At 69.3% G+C, this 15664-nt stretch carries 14 protein-coding genes; 9 read left to right on the top strand and 5 right to left on the bottom strand.

Going from position 1 to position 15664, the window contains the following annotated elements:
• The first annotated feature begins 199 nt into the window (after positions 1-199).
• Genes PIJ50_RS08760 through PIJ50_RS08730 form a run of 7 tightly spaced genes read left to right on the top strand, consistent with a single transcriptional unit; the run spans position 200 to position 8648 of the window.
• A complete protein-coding gene (locus PIJ50_RS08760; protein WP_271974471.1) occupies positions 200-1306 on the top strand; it encodes an NAD-dependent epimerase/dehydratase family protein in 1107 nt (368 codons plus the stop codon).
• The gene (locus tag PIJ50_RS08755) at positions 1303-3294 is read left to right on the top strand and encodes an SDR family NAD(P)-dependent oxidoreductase (RefSeq protein ID WP_271974469.1); all 1992 of its coding nucleotides are present in this window, start codon (positions 1303-1305) and stop codon (positions 3292-3294) included. Before PIJ50_RS08760 ends, PIJ50_RS08755 begins: the two co-directional genes overlap by 4 nt.
• Positions 3291-4370: a glycosyltransferase family 4 protein gene (locus PIJ50_RS08750; protein ID WP_271974467.1), complete on the top strand. Its 1080-nt coding sequence runs from the start codon at positions 3291-3293 to the stop codon at positions 4368-4370. The genes PIJ50_RS08755 and PIJ50_RS08750 overlap by 4 nt, the downstream gene beginning before the upstream one ends.
• Position 4371: 1 nt before the next feature.
• A complete protein-coding gene (locus PIJ50_RS08745) occupies positions 4372-5472 on the top strand; it encodes a CgeB family protein (protein WP_271974466.1) in 1101 nt (366 codons plus the stop codon).
• On the top strand, positions 5469-6551 hold the full coding sequence (locus PIJ50_RS08740) for a CgeB family protein (protein ID WP_271974464.1): 1083 nt from the start codon (positions 5469-5471) through the stop codon (positions 6549-6551). The genes PIJ50_RS08745 and PIJ50_RS08740 overlap by 4 nt, the downstream gene beginning before the upstream one ends.
• Positions 6551-7636, top strand: coding sequence for a CgeB family protein (locus tag PIJ50_RS08735; protein ID WP_271974463.1), 1086 nt, complete (start codon positions 6551-6553; stop codon positions 7634-7636). Before PIJ50_RS08740 ends, PIJ50_RS08735 begins: the two co-directional genes overlap by 1 nt.
• A 10-nt stretch (positions 7637-7646) precedes the next feature.
• Positions 7647-8648, top strand: coding sequence for a UDP-glucuronic acid decarboxylase family protein (locus PIJ50_RS08730; RefSeq protein ID WP_271974461.1), 1002 nt, complete (start codon positions 7647-7649; stop codon positions 8646-8648).
• A gap of 52 nt (positions 8649-8700) precedes the next feature.
• On the opposite strand, the gene PIJ50_RS08725 is transcribed toward PIJ50_RS08730, so the two are convergent.
• Positions 8701-9558: an SDR family oxidoreductase gene (locus PIJ50_RS08725; protein WP_271974460.1), complete on the bottom strand. Its 858-nt coding sequence runs from the start codon at positions 9556-9558 to the stop codon at positions 8701-8703.
• A 155-nt stretch (positions 9559-9713) separates the two neighbouring features.
• On the opposite strand from PIJ50_RS08725, the gene PIJ50_RS08720 reads away from it, so the two are divergent.
• Positions 9714-10535: an inositol monophosphatase family protein gene (locus tag PIJ50_RS08720; protein ID WP_271974458.1), complete on the top strand. Its 822-nt coding sequence runs from the start codon at positions 9714-9716 to the stop codon at positions 10533-10535.
• 9 nt (positions 10536-10544) lie between these two features.
• Here PIJ50_RS08720 and PIJ50_RS08715 read toward each other — a convergent pair whose 3' ends face one another.
• From PIJ50_RS08715 to PIJ50_RS08705, 3 genes are all read right to left on the bottom strand, one after another.
• Complete coding sequence (locus tag PIJ50_RS08715; RefSeq protein WP_271974457.1) at positions 10545-11573, bottom strand: aldose epimerase family protein; 1029 nt, start codon at positions 11571-11573, stop codon at positions 10545-10547.
• A complete protein-coding gene (locus PIJ50_RS08710) occupies positions 11570-12487 on the bottom strand; it encodes a Gfo/Idh/MocA family protein (RefSeq protein ID WP_271974455.1) in 918 nt (305 codons plus the stop codon). Before PIJ50_RS08710 ends, PIJ50_RS08715 begins: the two co-directional genes overlap by 4 nt.
• 82 nt (positions 12488-12569) lie before the next feature.
• Complete coding sequence (locus PIJ50_RS08705; RefSeq protein ID WP_271974453.1) at positions 12570-13337, bottom strand: hypothetical protein; 768 nt, start codon at positions 13335-13337, stop codon at positions 12570-12572.
• Positions 13338-13445: 108 nt separating this feature from the next.
• Here PIJ50_RS08705 and PIJ50_RS08700 point away from each other — a divergent pair, with 108 nt between their 5' ends.
• A complete protein-coding gene (locus tag PIJ50_RS08700; RefSeq protein WP_271974452.1) occupies positions 13446-14396 on the top strand; it encodes a stealth family protein in 951 nt (316 codons plus the stop codon).
• On the opposite strand, the gene PIJ50_RS08695 is transcribed toward PIJ50_RS08700, so the two are convergent.
• A complete protein-coding gene (locus PIJ50_RS08695) occupies positions 14339-15586 on the bottom strand; it encodes a glycosyltransferase (protein WP_271974451.1) in 1248 nt (415 codons plus the stop codon). The two genes, PIJ50_RS08700 and PIJ50_RS08695, sit on opposite strands and share 58 nt — an antisense overlap.
• Between the last annotated feature and the right edge of the window lie 78 nt (positions 15587-15664).

Here is a 15664-nt window from a genome sequence, read left to right as displayed (position 1 = left end):
ACACGGGGCAAACGGTTCGCGTTTCTGTGGGTTCCCCCCTGTCCGGCGGGCGAGGGGGAAGATGTTGATCCGGTTGAAGAAGATGTGCCGCATCCCGCGAAAACAAGGGCTTCGCCAGAAGAACCCCGAAAAGCCGGGGGAACCGAGAGGCCCGCGCGCCCGTTGTTCCAGCGGTCACGACATAGTGAGAGGATTTCGGATGGCGAAGGTGCTCATTACGGGCGGGTGCGGTTTCATCGGTCGGCACGTGGCCGAAGAGATGCTGGCGCACGGGCATGAGGTTCGTCTTTACGACGCCATGATCGCGCAGGTTCACGGCGATTCCATGCCGGATCTTCCCCAAGGGGCCGAGCTGATCCGCGGCGACATGCAGGACGCCAGCGGCGTCCGTGCGGCGCTGAACGGCTGCGACGGCGTTATCCACCTTGCGGCCGAGGTTGGCGTCGGCCAGTCCATGTACGAGATCGCCCGCTATGTCGGCGCCAATGACCTCGGCACCGCTGTTCTGCTGGAGGCGATGCTGGCCCATCCCGTCCAGCGCATCGTCGTCGCCTCCTCCATGAGCGTGTACGGCGAAGGCTATTACGCGCTGCCGGACGGCACGTTGCTGGAAAACGTGCGCCGCAAGCCGGCCGAGGTGCGGGGCGGCCAGTGGAACGCCCAAGGGCCGGAAGGCCAGCCTCTGGTGCCCACCGCCACGAACGAACACAAGCGCGTCGACCTCGCCTCCATCTACGCGCTGACGAAATACGCGCAGGAGCGGGAGGTCATGATCTTCGGCGAGGCCTATGACGTCGACGCCGTGGCGCTGCGCCTGTTCAACGTGTTCGGTGCGGGGCAGGCGCTGTCCAACCCCTATACCGGCGTTCTGGCGAACTTCGCCTCGCGCCTCGCCTCCGGCGAACGGCCCACGATCTTCGAGGATGGCGAGCAGCGCCGCGACTTCGTGCATGTGCGCGACGTGGCCCGCGCCTTCCGCTTGGCCTATGACACGCCCGAAGCGGCGGGAGAGCTGTTCAACATCGGATCGGGCAGCGCCTACACCGTCACGCAGGTGGCGACGCTTCTGGCCGAGGCGATGAACCTGCCGCACCTGACCCCCGAGATCACGGGCAAGTACCGGTCGGGCGACATCCGCAACTGCTTTGCCGATATCTCCAAGGCCCGCGACATCCTCGGCTTCGAGCCGCAGGAGAAGCTGGAGCACTCGTTGGACGAATTCGTCGCCTGGGTGGGCGGCGAGGTGGTCGTCGATCGCGGGGCCGAGATGCGGCGCCATCTGGAGGAGCGGAGGCTCGTTTCATGAGGGGCTACGGCTTTGCCGAATGGTTCCGCCCCGGTGAATACGACCGGGTGGAGGCTGTCCTACCCGAGATCCTCGCCTCGGGGGCGTCCCACCTGCGCACGCATCTGAGCTGGGCCGAATACCTCGCCCCCGGCGGCGAGGACTGGTTCGACTGGCTGATCCCCAAGCTGGGCGGCCAGATCGACCTGCTGCCCTGCGTGCACTACACGCCGCCCTCGCTGTCGCGCAACGGGCGGACCACGGGCGCGCCGAAGGTGCTTAAGGACTATGCCGACTTTCTCGATCATGTGCTGACCCGTCACGGTCGGCACTTTTCGCATGTGGAGCTGTGGAACGAGCCGAACAACCTCCTCGACTGGGACTGGCGGGCGGATCACGACTACCAGCTCTTCTGCGAGATGGTGGGCGGTGCGGCCTATTGGGTGAAGCAGCGGGGCTGGAAGACGGTTCTGGGCGGCTCGTGCCCGTTCGACCCGCTGTGGCTGGACCTGATGGGCCAGCGCGGCGTGCTGGAACAGTGCGACGCCGTGGGCTTTCACGGCTTTCCCGGCACGTGGGACAGCGAGGAAGGCGCGTGGCGCGGCTGGGACATGCATCTGGGTGAGATGCGCGCCATCCTCGACCGCTACGGCGCGCCGGAGTTGTGGATCACCGAGGCCGGCTATTCGACATGGCGCGGCGACCAGATGGAACAGGCGCGCCGCTTCGCCAAGGTGATGGAGGCGCCGGCCGACCGCCTGTACTGGTACGCCTGGCGCGACCTGCCGAAGACGGTGGCCGTGCAGGAAGGCTTCTGGTTTGATCCGCGCCATTACCACATGGGCGCGGTGGAGGCCGAGGGCCAGCCGAAGCTGCTGGCGCGCCTTCTGACCGATGGCGGCCTGGCCCGCGTGCGCGAGGTGACGCATCTGGCCGCGCCGTCGCTGGCCAAGGCCGTGAAGCCCGTGGTCATCACGGGGGGCAGCGGGTTCATCGGATCGAACCTGGCCGACAGCTTCCTGAACGACGGCCATGACGTGATCATCGTCGACAACCTGTCGCGGCCGGGGGTGGATCAGAACCTGCGCTGGCTGGCGGACCGTCACGGCGACCGGGTGCACCCGATGCCCGCCGACCTGCGCGACGAATCCGCGATGCGCGACGCCATCCGCGACGCGCAGGCCGTGATCCATCTGGCCGGCCAGACGGCCGTCACCACCAGCCTGACGGCGCCCATCGACGATTTCGAGATCAACGCCCGCGGCACCGTCAACGTGCTGGAAGCCATCCGCGCCACGGGGCGCGAGGTGCCGATCGTCTTCGCCTCCACCAACAAGGTGTATGGCGCGCTGGACGATCTGCGAATGCTGGAAACCGACGACCGCTATGTGCCCGCCGACGCGCGGGTGCGCGAAAACGGCATCGCCGAGGATCGCCCGCTGGACTTCTGCACGCCTTACGGCTGTTCAAAGGGCGTCGCGGACCAGTATGTGCTGGATTACGCCAAAAGCTACGGCATCCCGTCGGCCGTGCTGCGGATGTCCTGCATCTACGGCCCCCGCCAATTCGGGACCGAGGATCAGGGCTGGGTCGCCCACTTCCTGATCCGCGCCCTGATGGGAGAGGCGATCTCGGTCTATGGCAACGGCAAGCAGGTGCGCGACATCCTGCACGTGTCGGACGCGGTGGCCGCCTATCGCGGCGTGCTGGACAACATCGGTCGGTTGAAGGGGCGCGCGTTCAACCTGGGCGGCGGGGTGGACAATTCCGTCAGCCTGAAGACCGTCCTGCACGAGATCGAGCGCGTGGTGAACCACCCCGTGCCGCTGGGCTTTTCCGACTGGCGGCAGGGGGACCAGTTCTATTTCGTGGCCGACACCGCGCTTTTGCAGCGCGAGATCGGGTGGCAGGCGAAGGTGGGCTGGCGCGAGGGTCTGGCCGATCTGGCCCGCTGGCTGCGCGAGAACCGCAGCTTCCCCGAAACCGAACCCACGCGGGTCCGGGCATGAGCGTCCGCCTCCTCATGACGCTGGACGCGGCAGGGGGGGTGTGGCGCTACGCCATGGATCTGGCGCGCGCGCTGAAGGGGGCGGAGGTGGTGTTTCTGGGCTTCGGCCCGCCGCCGTCGCCCGACCAGCGGGCGGAGGCCGAGGCGCTGGGGTGTCTGGACTGGGCGGACCTGCCGCTGGACTGGACGGTGACGGACGCGGCGGCGCTGAAGGGTGTGCCCGTCGCCATCGAACGGGCGGCGACGCGGCACCGGGTGGACCTGATCCACCTGAACCTGCCCACCCACGCCGCCGGCCTTCGGGTGGAGGTGCCGGTGGTGGCCGTCAGCCATTCCTGCGTGTCCACCTGGTTCCGCGCGGTGCGGGGCGGCGGGCTGCCCGAGGGGTGGGAATGGCAGCGGGACCTGAACCTTGCCGGGCTGCGGCGGGCGGATGCGGTGGTCGCGCCCTCCGCCTCCCATGCGCGGCTGTTGCGGCAGGTCTACGGGCCGCTGGACGTGGTGGTGGTGCCGAACGCCACGCTTGCCCCTGCCACGCAGACGGCGGATCGTCCCACCGTCGTCGCCTCGGGCCGCTGGTGGGATGACGGCAAGAACGGCGCCACGCTGGACCGGGCCGCGGCGCGGATGGTCTGGCCCGTGACCCTGCTGGGCCCGCTGGACGGGCCGACCGGCCAGCGCTTCACCCCCATCCATGCCACGGCGGCGGGCCATCTGCCGCACGCGCAGGCGCTGGGCCTGATGCGGGACGCCGGGATCTTCGTGTCCCCCTCGCTCTATGAACCCTTCGGGCTGGCGGTGGCCGAGGCCGCACGCGCCGCGATCCCGCTGGTGCTGGCCGACATCCCCACCTTCCGGGAATTGTGGGACGGTGCCGCGCTGTTCTTCCCGCCCGCAGACGACACCGCGCTGGCGCAGGCCGTCAACCGGCTGGCCGCCGATCCCGACCTGCGCCGCCGCATGGGGCAGGCGGCGCGGGACCAGTCACACCGCTTCGCCCCTGCGGCGCAGGCCGGGGCCATGATGACGCTCTATGCCCGACTGACCGAACCGCAACGACAAGCCGCCACGAGGTGATATGCGCTTTCTGTTCTACACCCATTCGCTGATCTCGGACTGGAACCACGGCAACGCGCATTTCCTGCGCGGCATCATGCGCGAACTCCTCGCCCTCGGCCACGACGCCCTGGCGCTGGAGCCGGAGGAAAGCTGGAGCCGCGACAACCTGATCGCGGATCAGGGTGACCATGCGGTGGACGCCTTCCACGCCACCTTCCCGATGCTGAACGCGCAGGTCTACGGGCCGGAGTTCGACCATGCGGCGGCGGTGGAACGTGCGGACGTGGTCGTGGTGCATGAATGGACCGATCCCGCGCTGGTCGCGCAGATCGGGGCGCTGCGCCAGGCGGGCGGGCGCTTCACGCTCCTGTTCCACGACACCCACCACCGCGCCGTCAGCCGGGAGGGGGAGATCGCGGGCCTCGACCTGTCGGGCTATGACGGCATCCTCGCGTTCGGCGAAGCGTTGCGCGAACGGTATCTGAAGGCCGGATGGGGCCGTCAGGTCTACACCTGGCACGAGGCGGCGGACGCGGCCCTGTTCCACCCGATGGAGGCGGAGGAGGAAGGCGACCTCATCTGGATCGGCAACTGGGGCGATGACGAACGCAGTGCGGAGCTGTCGGAGTTCCTGATGAACCCCGTCCACGATCTGGGCCTGCGCGCCACCGTGCGCGGCGTGCGCTATCCTGACGAGGCGCTTCAGCGGCTGCGGCAGGCGAACATCGCCTTCGGGGGCTGGATCGCCAACGCCGAAGTGCCGCGCGCCTTTGCCCGACACCGCGTGACCGTGCATGTGCCGCGCGGACCTTACGTGCGCGAACTGCCCGGCATCCCCACCATTCGCCCGTTCGAGGCGCTGGCCTGCGGCATCCCCCTCGTCTCTGCCCCATGGTCGGACGCCGAGGGGCTGTTCCGCGACGGCGACTTCCGCTGGGCGAAGAACGGCGAGGAGATGCGCCGCCACCTGCACGAACTGGTCAACGACCCCGCCGCCCGCGCCGAACAGGCCGCCCGGGGGCTGGAGACGATCCGCGCCCGCCACACCTGCGCCCATCGGGTGCAGGAGCTTCTGACCATCCTGAACGAACGCAGCGACGCCGAAAGGAAGACCGCATGACCACGATCGCCTTCTACGGGTCCAGCCTCCTGTCCGCCTACTGGAACGGGGCGGCGACCTATTATCGCGGGATGCTGCGGGCCTTGGCGGCCAAGGGCTACGACATCACCTTCTATGAACCCGACGTCTACGACCGTCAGGCCAACCGCGACATCGACCCGCCGGACTGGTGCCGCGTCGTCGTCTATGACGGCACGGTGGAGGCGCTGGAGCGCGTGGCGGCCGAAGCGGCGCGCTACGACATCGTGGTCAAGGCCTCTGGCGTGGGGTTCGAGGATGACCGGCTTCTGGCCTCCGTCATGGCGGCGGCGAAACCGGGGGCGCTGCGCATCTTCTGGGACGTGGACGCGCCGGCCACGCTGGCCGAACTGCGCGCGGCGGCGGATCACCCGATGCGCCGCGTGCTGCCCGACCTGGACATGGTGCTGACCTATGGCGGCGGCGATCCGGTGGTGGCGGCCTATCGCGAACTGGGCGTCGGGCGCTGCATTCCCGTCTACAACGCGCTGGACCCGGACACGCACCATCCCGTCGATCCCGATCCGCGCTTTGCCTGCGACCTGGCCTTCCTTGGCAACCGCCTGCCTGACCGCGACGCGCGGGTGGCCGAGTTCTTCCTGCATCCGGCGAAGCTTGCGCCGGAACAAAGCTTCCTGATCGGCGGATCGGGCTGGGGCGACGTGGACATGCCGGGCAACATCCGCAAGCTGGGCCATGTCCGCACCGCCGACCACAACACGCTGAACTGCACCCCGCGCATGGTGCTGAACGTGGCGCGCGACAGCATGGCCGTGAACGGCTTTTCCCCCGCCACCCGCGTGTTCGAGGCGGCGGGCGCCGGCGCCTGCCTGATCACCGACTACTGGGAGGGGATCGACCTGTTCCTGAAACCGGGCGAGGAGGTTCTGGTCGCCCGCGACGGGCAGGAGGTGGCGGACATCCTCGCCTCCGTGTCGCGCGAACGGGCGCAGCAGATCGGGCGCGCGGCGCTGCGGCGGGTGCTGGCCGACCACACCTATGCCAACCGGGCCGAGCAGGCGCACGCCCTGTTCCGCGCCCATGCCGAGGAGCGGGTGTGATGAACATGACCGCCCCCCGCCGCCCGATGGAGATCGTGATCCTCGGCCTGTCGCTGTCCTCGGCCTGGGGCAACGGGCACGCCACGACGTTCCGCGCCCTGATCAAGGGGCTGGCCGCCGAAGGGCACCGCGTCCTGTTCCTGGAACGCGACGTGCCGTGGTACGCGCCGCATCGCGACCTGCCGGACCCGGACTTCTGCGAGCTGGTCCTGTATTCCGACCCGGACGCGATGCTGGCGGAATACGGCGACCGGCTGCGGGCGGCCGACAGCGTGATGATCGGGTCCTACGTCCCCGACGGGATTGCGCTGATCGACCGGCTGGCGGCGATGGGGCTGCGCCAGTTCACCTTCTATGACATCGACACGCCGGTGACGCTTCAAGCGCTGGATGACGGCACCTGCGAATATCTGGCCGCACGCCAGATCCCGCTCTTCGACATCTATTTCAGCTTCGCCGGCGGCGCAGTGCTGACCCATCTGCACGACGTGCGCGGTGCAAGGCGGGCCGAGGCGCTGTTCTGTTCGGTGGACGAGGCGCTCTACCCCTCGCAGCCCGAAATGACGAAGCGCTGGGATCTGGGCTATCTTGGCACCTATTCCCCCGACCGCCAGCCCACGCTGGAGGCGCTGCTGCTGGAACCCGCGCGCCGGTTGCCCGAGATGCGGTTCGTTGTGGCCGGCCCGCAATACCCAGCCGACATCGACTGGCCCGCCAATGTCGACCGGATCGAGCATCTGCCCCCCGCCGAGCATCCCGATTTCTACAACGCGCAGCGCTTCACCCTGAACGTCACGCGGGCCGCGATGCGGCGGATGGGCTGGTCGCCCAGCGTCCGCCTGTTCGAGGCTGGGGCCTGCGGCGTGCCCGTGATCAGCGACGACTGGCCGGGTCTGGACGAGATGTTCCCCGACGGGCAGGCCATCCTGATCGCCGGGGGAACCGAGGACGTGGTTCGGGGGCTTGAGAAAGACGCCCGTCGCATTGGCGAGGAGGCCCGCCGCATCGTCCTGAACCAGCACACCGGGCGGGCCCGCGCCCGTGACATGATCCACGCAATGACGACACACCCTGCCACCATCTGAGGAGACCGGCATGTCGACCACCGCGCTTACCATCCTTGTTGCCGGCGGGGCCGGATTCGTCGGCTCCCACCTGTGCGAAACGCTGTTGCAGAAGGGGCACCGCGTCATCTGCCTTGACAGTTTCCAGACGGGGCGGGAGGGGAACGTCCTGCCGCTGTGCAACTTCCCGACCTTCCGGCTGGTGCGACACGATGTGGCGCGTCCGCTGGTCCTGTCGGAAAAGCTGGACCGGGTCTACAACCTCGCCAGCCCCGCCTCTCCGCCCCATTATCAGGCGGACCCGGTGGGGACGATGATGACCAACGTGGTGGGCACGCTGAACCTGCTGGAACTGGCCGAACGCAACGGCGCGCGCCTGCTTCAGGCCTCCACCAGCGAGGTGTACGGCGATCCCGAGGTGCATCCCCAGCCCGAGGATTACGTGGGCCACGTGAACTGCACCGGCCCGCGCGCCTGTTACGACGAAGGCAAGCGGGCGGCGGAAACGCTGTGCTTCGATTTCGTGCGGGCCAAGCGGGCCGATGTGCGGGTGGCGCGGATCTTCAACACCTACGGCCCCCGGATGCGGGCCGATGACGGGCGCATCGTGTCGAACATGATCGTGCAGGCCCTGCGCGGCGATCCGATGACCGTTTATGGCGACGGGCGTCAGACGCGCAGCTTCTGCTATGTCTCCGACCTCGTGGCGGGGTTGATCGCGCTGATGGAGGTGGCCGAGGCTCCCGCCACCGCCGTGAACATCGGCAACCCCGAGGAGTTCGAGATCCGCGAACTGGCCGAACGGGTGCGGGATCTGGTGCCGACCTCCTCCCGCCTCGTGTTCAGCGCGCTGCCGCAGGACGATCCGAAGCGCCGCCGGCCCGACATCTCCCGCGCACGGGACTGGCTGGGGTGGGAACCGAAGGTGTCGCTGGCAGAGGGCCTGCCGCAGACGGTGGCCTGGTTCGCGGCCGAGGTGACGCCGGCCGTGCCCGCCCCCCTGCGCGTGGCGCGCAGCGTCGGCGCCGTCTGACGAAAAAAGGGCCCGCAGCGCGGGCCCTTCCTATTCTTGCCGGATCGCAGCCTTACAGGATCGGCTGGCCACCCGTGACGGCGATCGTCGCCCCCGAGGTGTAGCTGGACCGCGGCTCGGCTAGCATCACATAGGCCGAGGCGAGTTCCGCCGGCTGGCCCGCACGCTGGAACGGCACCTGCTTGCCGAAGTTCGACACCTTGTCGGCCGGCATGGTCGACGGGATCAGCGGCGTCCAGATCGGCCCCGGTGCCACGCAGTTCACGCGGATGCCGTCTTCGGCCAGCCCTTGTGCCAGCGCCGCCGTCAGCGTCTGGATCGCGCCCTTCGTCGTGGCGTAGGCCAGCAGCCCCGGGTTCGGCTTGTCGGCGTTGATGGACGTGGTGTTCACGATGGCCGAGCCGGGCTTCATGTGGGGCGTCGCGGCCTTCACCAGATAGAACATCGCGTGCAGGTTGATCTGGAAGGTGATCTCCCACTCCTCGTCCGGGATGTCGGTCAGCTTGTCGAACGTCGCCTGATGGGCGGCGTTGTTGACAAGGATGTCGATCCCGCCGAGTTCGGAAATCGTGCGGTCGACGATCTGGCGGCAATGTTCCGCCTTGGCGATGTTGCCGGGCAGCAGCAGCGCCTTGCGGCCGGCCTCGCGCACCAGACGGGCCGTTTCCTCGGCGTCGTCATCCTCGTTCAGGTAGGAGATGGCGACGTCTGCACCCTCGCGGGCATAGGCGATGGCAACCGCGCGGCCGATGCCGCTGTCGGCCCCGGTGATCAGCGCCTTCATCCCTGCCAGACGGCCGGACCCGACATAGCTTTCCTCGCCATGATCGGGGCGGGGGTTCATCTTCTCGGTCTGGCCGGGCATGTCCTGCTGCTGTTCGGGATAGGGGGGCGTGGGATACTGGGTCATGGATGAATCCTGTTGTTCCGGTGGTCCTTACGCGGTCTGCGCATGGGGAAGGAACAGCCGGGGGACCGATCCGTTCCTGAAAACCTGACGCACGGGTTGAGGTCGGGCCCACGGGCCGCTACGCCTTGCGGGCACACCATGCCGGGGACACACCAATGGACCAGACAACACGCGACGGCTTGATCGACGCCGTCCGCCGCGCCGCGCGGGAGGAGATCCTGCCCCGCTTCCGCAACCTGTCCCCCGACGCGATCGGGATGAAAAGCGGCCCGCAGGATCTGGTGACCGTGGCCGACACCGCCGCCGAACGCAGCATTGCCGCGGCCGCCCGCGCCCTGTGCCCCGGCGCCCTGATCGTGGGGGAGGAGGCGGTGGAGGCCGATCCCGCGCTGCTGGACCGTCTGGCCACGGCGGATCACGCGGTCATCATCGACCCGATCGACGGGACGGGCAACTTCGTCAACGGGATGGCCAGCTTCGGCACGATCCTTGCGGTGACGGAAGCGGGGCAAACGGTGTTCGGCCTGCTTTACGATCCCGTGGGGGATGACTGGATCATGGCCACGAAGGGGCAGGGGGCGTGGTATGTCCGCCCCGGCCAGCCGCCCCGCCGCCTGACCGGCCCCCGCGCCGTGCCGCTGGCCGAGGCGCGTGCCTTCGTGCCGCTGTTCCTTTATCCGCCCGACCGGCGCGCCGCCGTGGCCGGGACGCTGCCCTTCTTTGCCCGCGCGTCGGACCTGCGGTGTTCGTGCCACGAATACCGGCAGTTCGCGCTGGGCCATGCCGAGGTGATCGTGTCCCCCATGGCCAAGCCCTGGGACCACGCGGCGGGGATGCTGGTCGCGGCGGAATGCGGTGGCACCGGCTGGTCGAACGGGCGGCCGGGCTACGACCCCGCCCGCCCCCTGCCGCCCATCGCGGTGGCCGCGACCCCCGACCTGCTGGAGGAGGTTCTGGCCCTGACCCCGCTCTTCTGACGCCGCGCGTCAGGCCACGCCAAAGCGCAGCCGCGTCCGGTGCTGATACACCTCCCCCGCCCGCAGGATGGACGGGGGGAAGTCCGGACGGTTCGGGCCATCGGGCCAGCGCTGCGGCTCCAGGCAAAAGGCGTCGCCCACGCGGGGCGACAGCCCGCCCTTGCCCGGGCGGGTCGGCGACAGGAGGTTGCCGGAATAAAGCTGCACCCCCGGCTGATCGGTCCACATCTCCATCCTCCGGCCCGACACGGGATCGTGGACGATGGCCGCGCATTCGCCGTTCAGGCAGAAGTTGTGGTCATAGCCCTGACCGCGCCGAAGCTGTTCGTCATCGGCCCGGATCGCTTGGCCCAGCGGGCGGGGCGTGCGGAAGTCGAAGGGCGTGCCCTCCACCCGTGCGGGCGCGCCTTCGGGGATCATCGTGGCGTCCACCGGCAGATAGCGGTCGGCGTCGATCCGCATCACATGCCCCATCACGTCCCGCATCCGGGCCGCGTCGCGCAGATGGCCGCCCAGGTTGAAGAACGAATGGTTCGTCAGGTTCACGGGCGTGTCCGCGTCCGTTTCCGCCTCGAACGACAGGTGCAGTCCCGGCCCGTCCGTGTCGGTCAGCGCATAGGTTACGCGGGCGGTCAGGTTGCCGGGAAAGCCCTGATCCCCGTCCGGGCTGAACAGCGACAGGGTGACGGCGGTGTCCTCGCATTGCTCGATCGCCCAAGGGCGGCGGTCGAAGCCGTCGGGTCCCCCATGCAGCGTGTTGCCGTTCTGGTTCACGACCGCCTGCCCGCCGGGAAAGCGCCCGCCCGCCAGCCGGTTGGCATAGCGGCCAACCGTGGCGCCATACATGCTGCGATTGGCCAGATACCCTTCGGGGCCGTCATGGCCCAGAACCACGTCGTCCAGATGCCCCTCGCGGTCGGGCAGGATCAGGGCCTGAAGCGCCGCGCCGAAGGTGATGATCCGCGCCTCGACGCCCGAGGGCAGGCGCAGGGTGACCCGCTCCATCTGCGGGCCGAAGGCTTCGCGCGTGACGCTCATTCCTCGAACGCCTCCACCTGATGACGTTCGGCCAGAAGAAAGGCGTCGGCCACCAGTTGCAGGGGCGACAGGTCCACGTCGGACCGTCCGGTGCGGATCAGGTCGGCGAAGCGGGCGTAAAGGCGGGCGTATTCGCGGTCGGGCGCCGCCATCTGTTCGGCGCCGTCCAGATGCAGGCGGCTGCCGCCATGCGACAGGCGCAGGGTGCCGCTCTCGGTTTCCACCTCGATGTCCCAGGTCTGGGGGCCGGTCTGGCGCCAGTCGAATTCGGCGTCCACCGGCGCGCCGCCGCAATCCATCGCGATGCGGGCGGCGATGGGGGCCGCGCGGTTCGACGGGAAGGACAGGTCGGCCGCCGTCACGAACAGGGGCGCGGGCAGGATCGCCGTCGCGATGGACAGCGCGTTGATGCCCGGATCGAAGACGCCAAGGCCGCCCGCCTGCCAGATCCATTCCTGCCTCGGATGCCAGTGGCGCACATCCTCTTTCCACGTGATGCGCACATGGCGGATGGGGCGCGTGGCCAGCCAGTCGCGGGCCGCGTCCACGGCCGCCGCCTCGCGCGAATGCCAGGTGGCGAACAGGGTGACGCCCGCCGCCTTGGCCTGTCGGGCCAGGTCCTGCACCTCGGTCACGGTGGCGCCGGGCGGTTTTTCCAGCATCACGTGCCGGCCGGCGGCGATGGCGGCGCGGGCCTGCGCGTGGCGTCCCTGCGGCGGCGTGCACAGGGTGACGGCCTCGGCGTCCTCGGCCGCCAGAAGGGCGTCGATCTCCGGATACGACGGCAGGTCCGGATGGCCCGCATGGCGGCTGGCGATGGCGGTCAGGCGCAGCCCTTCGGTCGCCTCGATGGCCGGCAGATGCTGATCGCGCGCGATCTTGCCCAGGCCCACAAGGGCCAGTCGGATGGTCATGTATGTCCTCCCCTACGTCCTTGCGGACAGGCGGAAGCTTCACCATCCGGCGGCGCGTGGCAAGCCCGTTCGCGTCGGCCTCTCAGATCAGGTGCGGGCGCACGTTCCGGCCAAGGCAGACGGTCATCCCACGGCCCTCGGCCTCGCGCACGCGGCGGGCGATCAGGGGCTTTTCCAGCGCCGGATCGTGAACCTCGGACGCGGCGGCCCAGGCCATCGCCTCGGCCCCCGTGCGCACCTGGTCGTTGTAGCTGGGGGCGTAGGGGGTTGAAAAGAAGGTGAAGCCGTGGATCGCCAGTTCCGCCAGATCGCAACCCAGGAGCCACGCCATGGCGCTGGTGCCCACGGTGGGCTGGTGATCCGCCAGATCCCGCCGCAACTGCGTGCAGAACCGGACCGAGGGGACGTTCAGCGCGATGCCGCTGCCTTCCAGCTCCTTCCGCTTGCGGTGGACGCGCGCCTTGCTGCCCTTGAAGCTCCAATGCGGGAAGACGACCGTGTGCACGCCGTGCCGCTTCAGGACGGGGGGTGGGATGGCGCCGGCGCTGCGGGGCCCCTCCTCGTTCAGGTTGTGGAACAGCACGTCCGTGCGCGATCCCAGCCGGGCGGGGTCGCGGTCGGCCAGGAACAGGCCGCTGTTCAGGCGCACGATCACGTCATAGGCGTCCACGTCCACACCGGCCAGATCGTCCGTCACCGTGTCCGCCGGACCGATGAGGATCACGCGCCGTCCCGCGAACCGTTCCGGCTTCAGCGTCGGAAGCCGGCGCGGGTTCAGGGGGGATGCCGTCAACGCGAACCGCAGCCGCCGCTGCGCCAGATCCAGCCGGCGCGAAAGGGATGAGAGCATGGCGTGCGGTCCTTCATGCTGGGGCAGGGCCGTCACCCGGCGGGCTTTGACTTGATAAACCCCAGGCCGAATGTCAAGTTTCCCCGCTGGCAGCCGGAAGGAACGGGAATGATCGACGCGGTCGTCACATGGGTGGACGGGGATGATCCGGCGCATGCCGACAAGCGCCGGCGGTTCGCGGGCGGCGCGGTGCATCCGAACGCCCGATCCTCCACCCGCTTCGCCAGCCGGGGAGAGATCCGGTACAACGTCTGGTCGATCCTGTCCTTCTGTCCCTTCGTGGACCGCGTCTTCATCGTCACCGACGCGCAGACGCCCCGCGCGCTGGAGGTCCTGTTCGCGGACCGGCCGGACTGGCGCGACCGGGTGCGGATCGTGGATCACCGCGACCTGTACCGCGAACACGCGGACCTTCTGCCGGTGTTCTCCTCCCGCTCCATCGAGACGATGCTGTTCCGCACCCCGGATCTGGCCGAGCACTTCCTCTATCTGAACGACGACATCTTCATCGGACGTCCGGTTGCGGAGGATCTGTTCTTCCAAAAGGGGCAGCCGGTGCTGCAGGGGCGCCTTCACCGCTTTCCCAACCCCGTCCTCGCGCGGCTGAAGGCGTGGGTGAAGCCGGGGCCCGCGCGGGCCGGGTTCAAGGACGCGCAGCAGCGCGCGGCCCGGCTGGTGGGGGTGCGGGACCGCTATTTCCTAGCCGAACACCGGCCCCATCCGATGCGCCGGTCCACCTTCGAACGCTTCTTTGACGCGCATCCGGACCTGCTGCGCGCGCAGGCCGCGCCACGTTTTCGCAGCGCCGACCAGTTCTCCCCCATCGGCCTTGCCCATCATCTGGAGCTTGGGGCCGGGGCGAAGGTCGTGCCGCCCAGCCCCTCGGGCTATCTGAAACCCACCAGCCGGCCCGACAAGCGCAAGGCCGTGCTGGAGGCGTTGCGGCAGGGGCGTCTGGACACGGTGTGCATCCAGAGCCTTGATGCCATGGCGCCCGCCGATCAGGACGCGGTGGTGGCCGCGCTGGACGCCTGGGTGGCGGCGGGCAGCACCGCCTGACGGAAGGCGCGGGCGCGGACATCAAGCCCCGGCGGATGGACGACCTCGCCCCCCATGCGGCGCAGCAGCGTGTCGGTGCTGAAGCGCGCCGCCGCCTCGTCCCGGCAGGCGGCCAGGAAGTGCAGGCGTTCGGCATCGTTCGCCGCCAGCCGGTCAATCACGCCCCCCACCTCCGAAGGCTCGCAATACAGCGCAAGGTCGCCGAAGGTCGGTTCGAAGAACGGGGGCAGGACCACGGGCAGGCCGGACATCACCGCCTCGATCACCGTGCGGCCGAACGCCTCGTCCCGGGTGCGGGCGGGGAAGTAGACGAAGATATCAAGTGACGCCAGATACGCCTCCACCCCCGTCGTGCCGAAGGGCAAAACGGTCCAGTTTGCAGGCAGCGCGCCCAGCCGGCGCTGCGCCGTGTCGGCCCCGCCCATGATGGACACGCGGATGTCCGCGCGGTCGGGATAGGCGGCGGCCAGTTCGGCCGGATCCTCCAGCCACTTGCTGGCATGGTCGCGGGCGTGGCGCCCGATCACGATGGGCGCGGTCAGCGGCGCACGGGGGCGGAACTGGAACAGGTCCGTGCGGAAGGCGGGGGGCCAGTCCTCCGTGCTCAGCCGGTCGGGGATGCCGGTGCCGGACAGCGCCTTGTCGGACTCGGCCCGGATGATCGGACTGATGGGGTGGATCCGCGACCGCGGCAGCCCGATGGCCGCCACCCGGCGGTGCAGGCCGGGCCAGTCGAACAGGGGCTTCCCATCCTCGTTCCAGGCGGAGTTGTTGACGATGTAAAGCGCGCGTTCCGCCCGGATGCGCGGGATCAGCCGGGCGAAGTTCGGCGTCATCACCATGCGGGGGCCCCGCGCGATCAGCGTCCGGCAACGGATCCGCCCGACGGCATGCGCCGGCACGATGGCGTGCTGGTAGGACACGAAGCGTTCTGCGATCCGGTGCCGCTTCCACGGCGACCGCTTGACCGGGCAATGCACGATCACGACCTTCATCCCCGCCGCCGTCAGCGTCTGGTATTCCGTCAGGGTGGTGGCCGCGTTGCCGCCCACGAAGGCGCAGTTGGTGACAAGGCACACATCCGCCTCGATGTCGCCGCCCGTGTGGAACCGGTCGCCTTCCACCACGCCGGGCGGGGGCGGGGGAGCAATGCGGTTGAACAGCGCCCAAAGGCCCAGGGATGGTGTCATGGCAAGCCTCCGCGTGACGTTTGCCTGCCATAGCACGCCCTGGCCGCACGCCGCCAGAGCACCGGCGCCCGGCAGAGA

This window comes from Falsirhodobacter sp. 20TX0035 (assembly GCF_028307215.1).
In the GTDB taxonomy this organism is placed as follows: Bacteria; Pseudomonadota; Alphaproteobacteria; order Rhodobacterales; family Rhodobacteraceae; genus Falsirhodobacter.
Note: the sequence above shows the minus strand (reverse complement) of the source record. Positions and strands in the feature narration are given on the sequence as shown.

Bases quoted from the DNA above. Each gene is read 5' to 3' on its own strand.
- PIJ50_RS08750 (WP_271974467.1), top strand. From the start codon at position 3,291: ATGAGCGTCCGCCTCCTCATGACGCTGGACGCGGCAGGGGGGGTGTGG.
- PIJ50_RS08720 (WP_271974458.1), top strand. From the start codon at position 9,714: ATGGACCAGACAACACGCGACGGCTTGATCGACGCCGTCCGCCGCGCC.
- PIJ50_RS08700 (WP_271974452.1), top strand. From the start codon at position 13,446: ATGATCGACGCGGTCGTCACATGGGTGGACGGGGATGATCCGGCGCAT.
- PIJ50_RS08710 (WP_271974455.1), bottom strand. From the start codon at position 12,487: ATGACCATCCGACTGGCCCTTGTGGGCCTGGGCAAGATCGCGCGCGAT.
- PIJ50_RS08735 (WP_271974463.1), top strand. From the start codon at position 6,551: ATGAACATGACCGCCCCCCGCCGCCCGATGGAGATCGTGATCCTCGGC.
- PIJ50_RS08725 (WP_271974460.1), bottom strand. From the start codon at position 9,558: ATGACCCAGTATCCCACGCCCCCCTATCCCGAACAGCAGCAGGACATG.
- PIJ50_RS08715 (WP_271974457.1), bottom strand. From the start codon at position 11,573: ATGAGCGTCACGCGCGAAGCCTTCGGCCCGCAGATGGAGCGGGTCACC.
- PIJ50_RS08745 (WP_271974466.1), top strand. From the start codon at position 4,372: ATGCGCTTTCTGTTCTACACCCATTCGCTGATCTCGGACTGGAACCAC.
- PIJ50_RS08740 (WP_271974464.1), top strand. From the start codon at position 5,469: ATGACCACGATCGCCTTCTACGGGTCCAGCCTCCTGTCCGCCTACTGG.
- PIJ50_RS08730 (WP_271974461.1), top strand. From the start codon at position 7,647: ATGTCGACCACCGCGCTTACCATCCTTGTTGCCGGCGGGGCCGGATTC.
- PIJ50_RS08705 (WP_271974453.1), bottom strand. From the start codon at position 13,337: ATGCTCTCATCCCTTTCGCGCCGGCTGGATCTGGCGCAGCGGCGGCTG.
- PIJ50_RS08695 (WP_271974451.1), bottom strand. From the start codon at position 15,586: ATGACACCATCCCTGGGCCTTTGGGCGCTGTTCAACCGCATTGCTCCC.
- PIJ50_RS08760 (WP_271974471.1), top strand. From the start codon at position 200: ATGGCGAAGGTGCTCATTACGGGCGGGTGCGGTTTCATCGGTCGGCAC.
- PIJ50_RS08755 (WP_271974469.1), top strand. From the start codon at position 1,303: ATGAGGGGCTACGGCTTTGCCGAATGGTTCCGCCCCGGTGAATACGAC.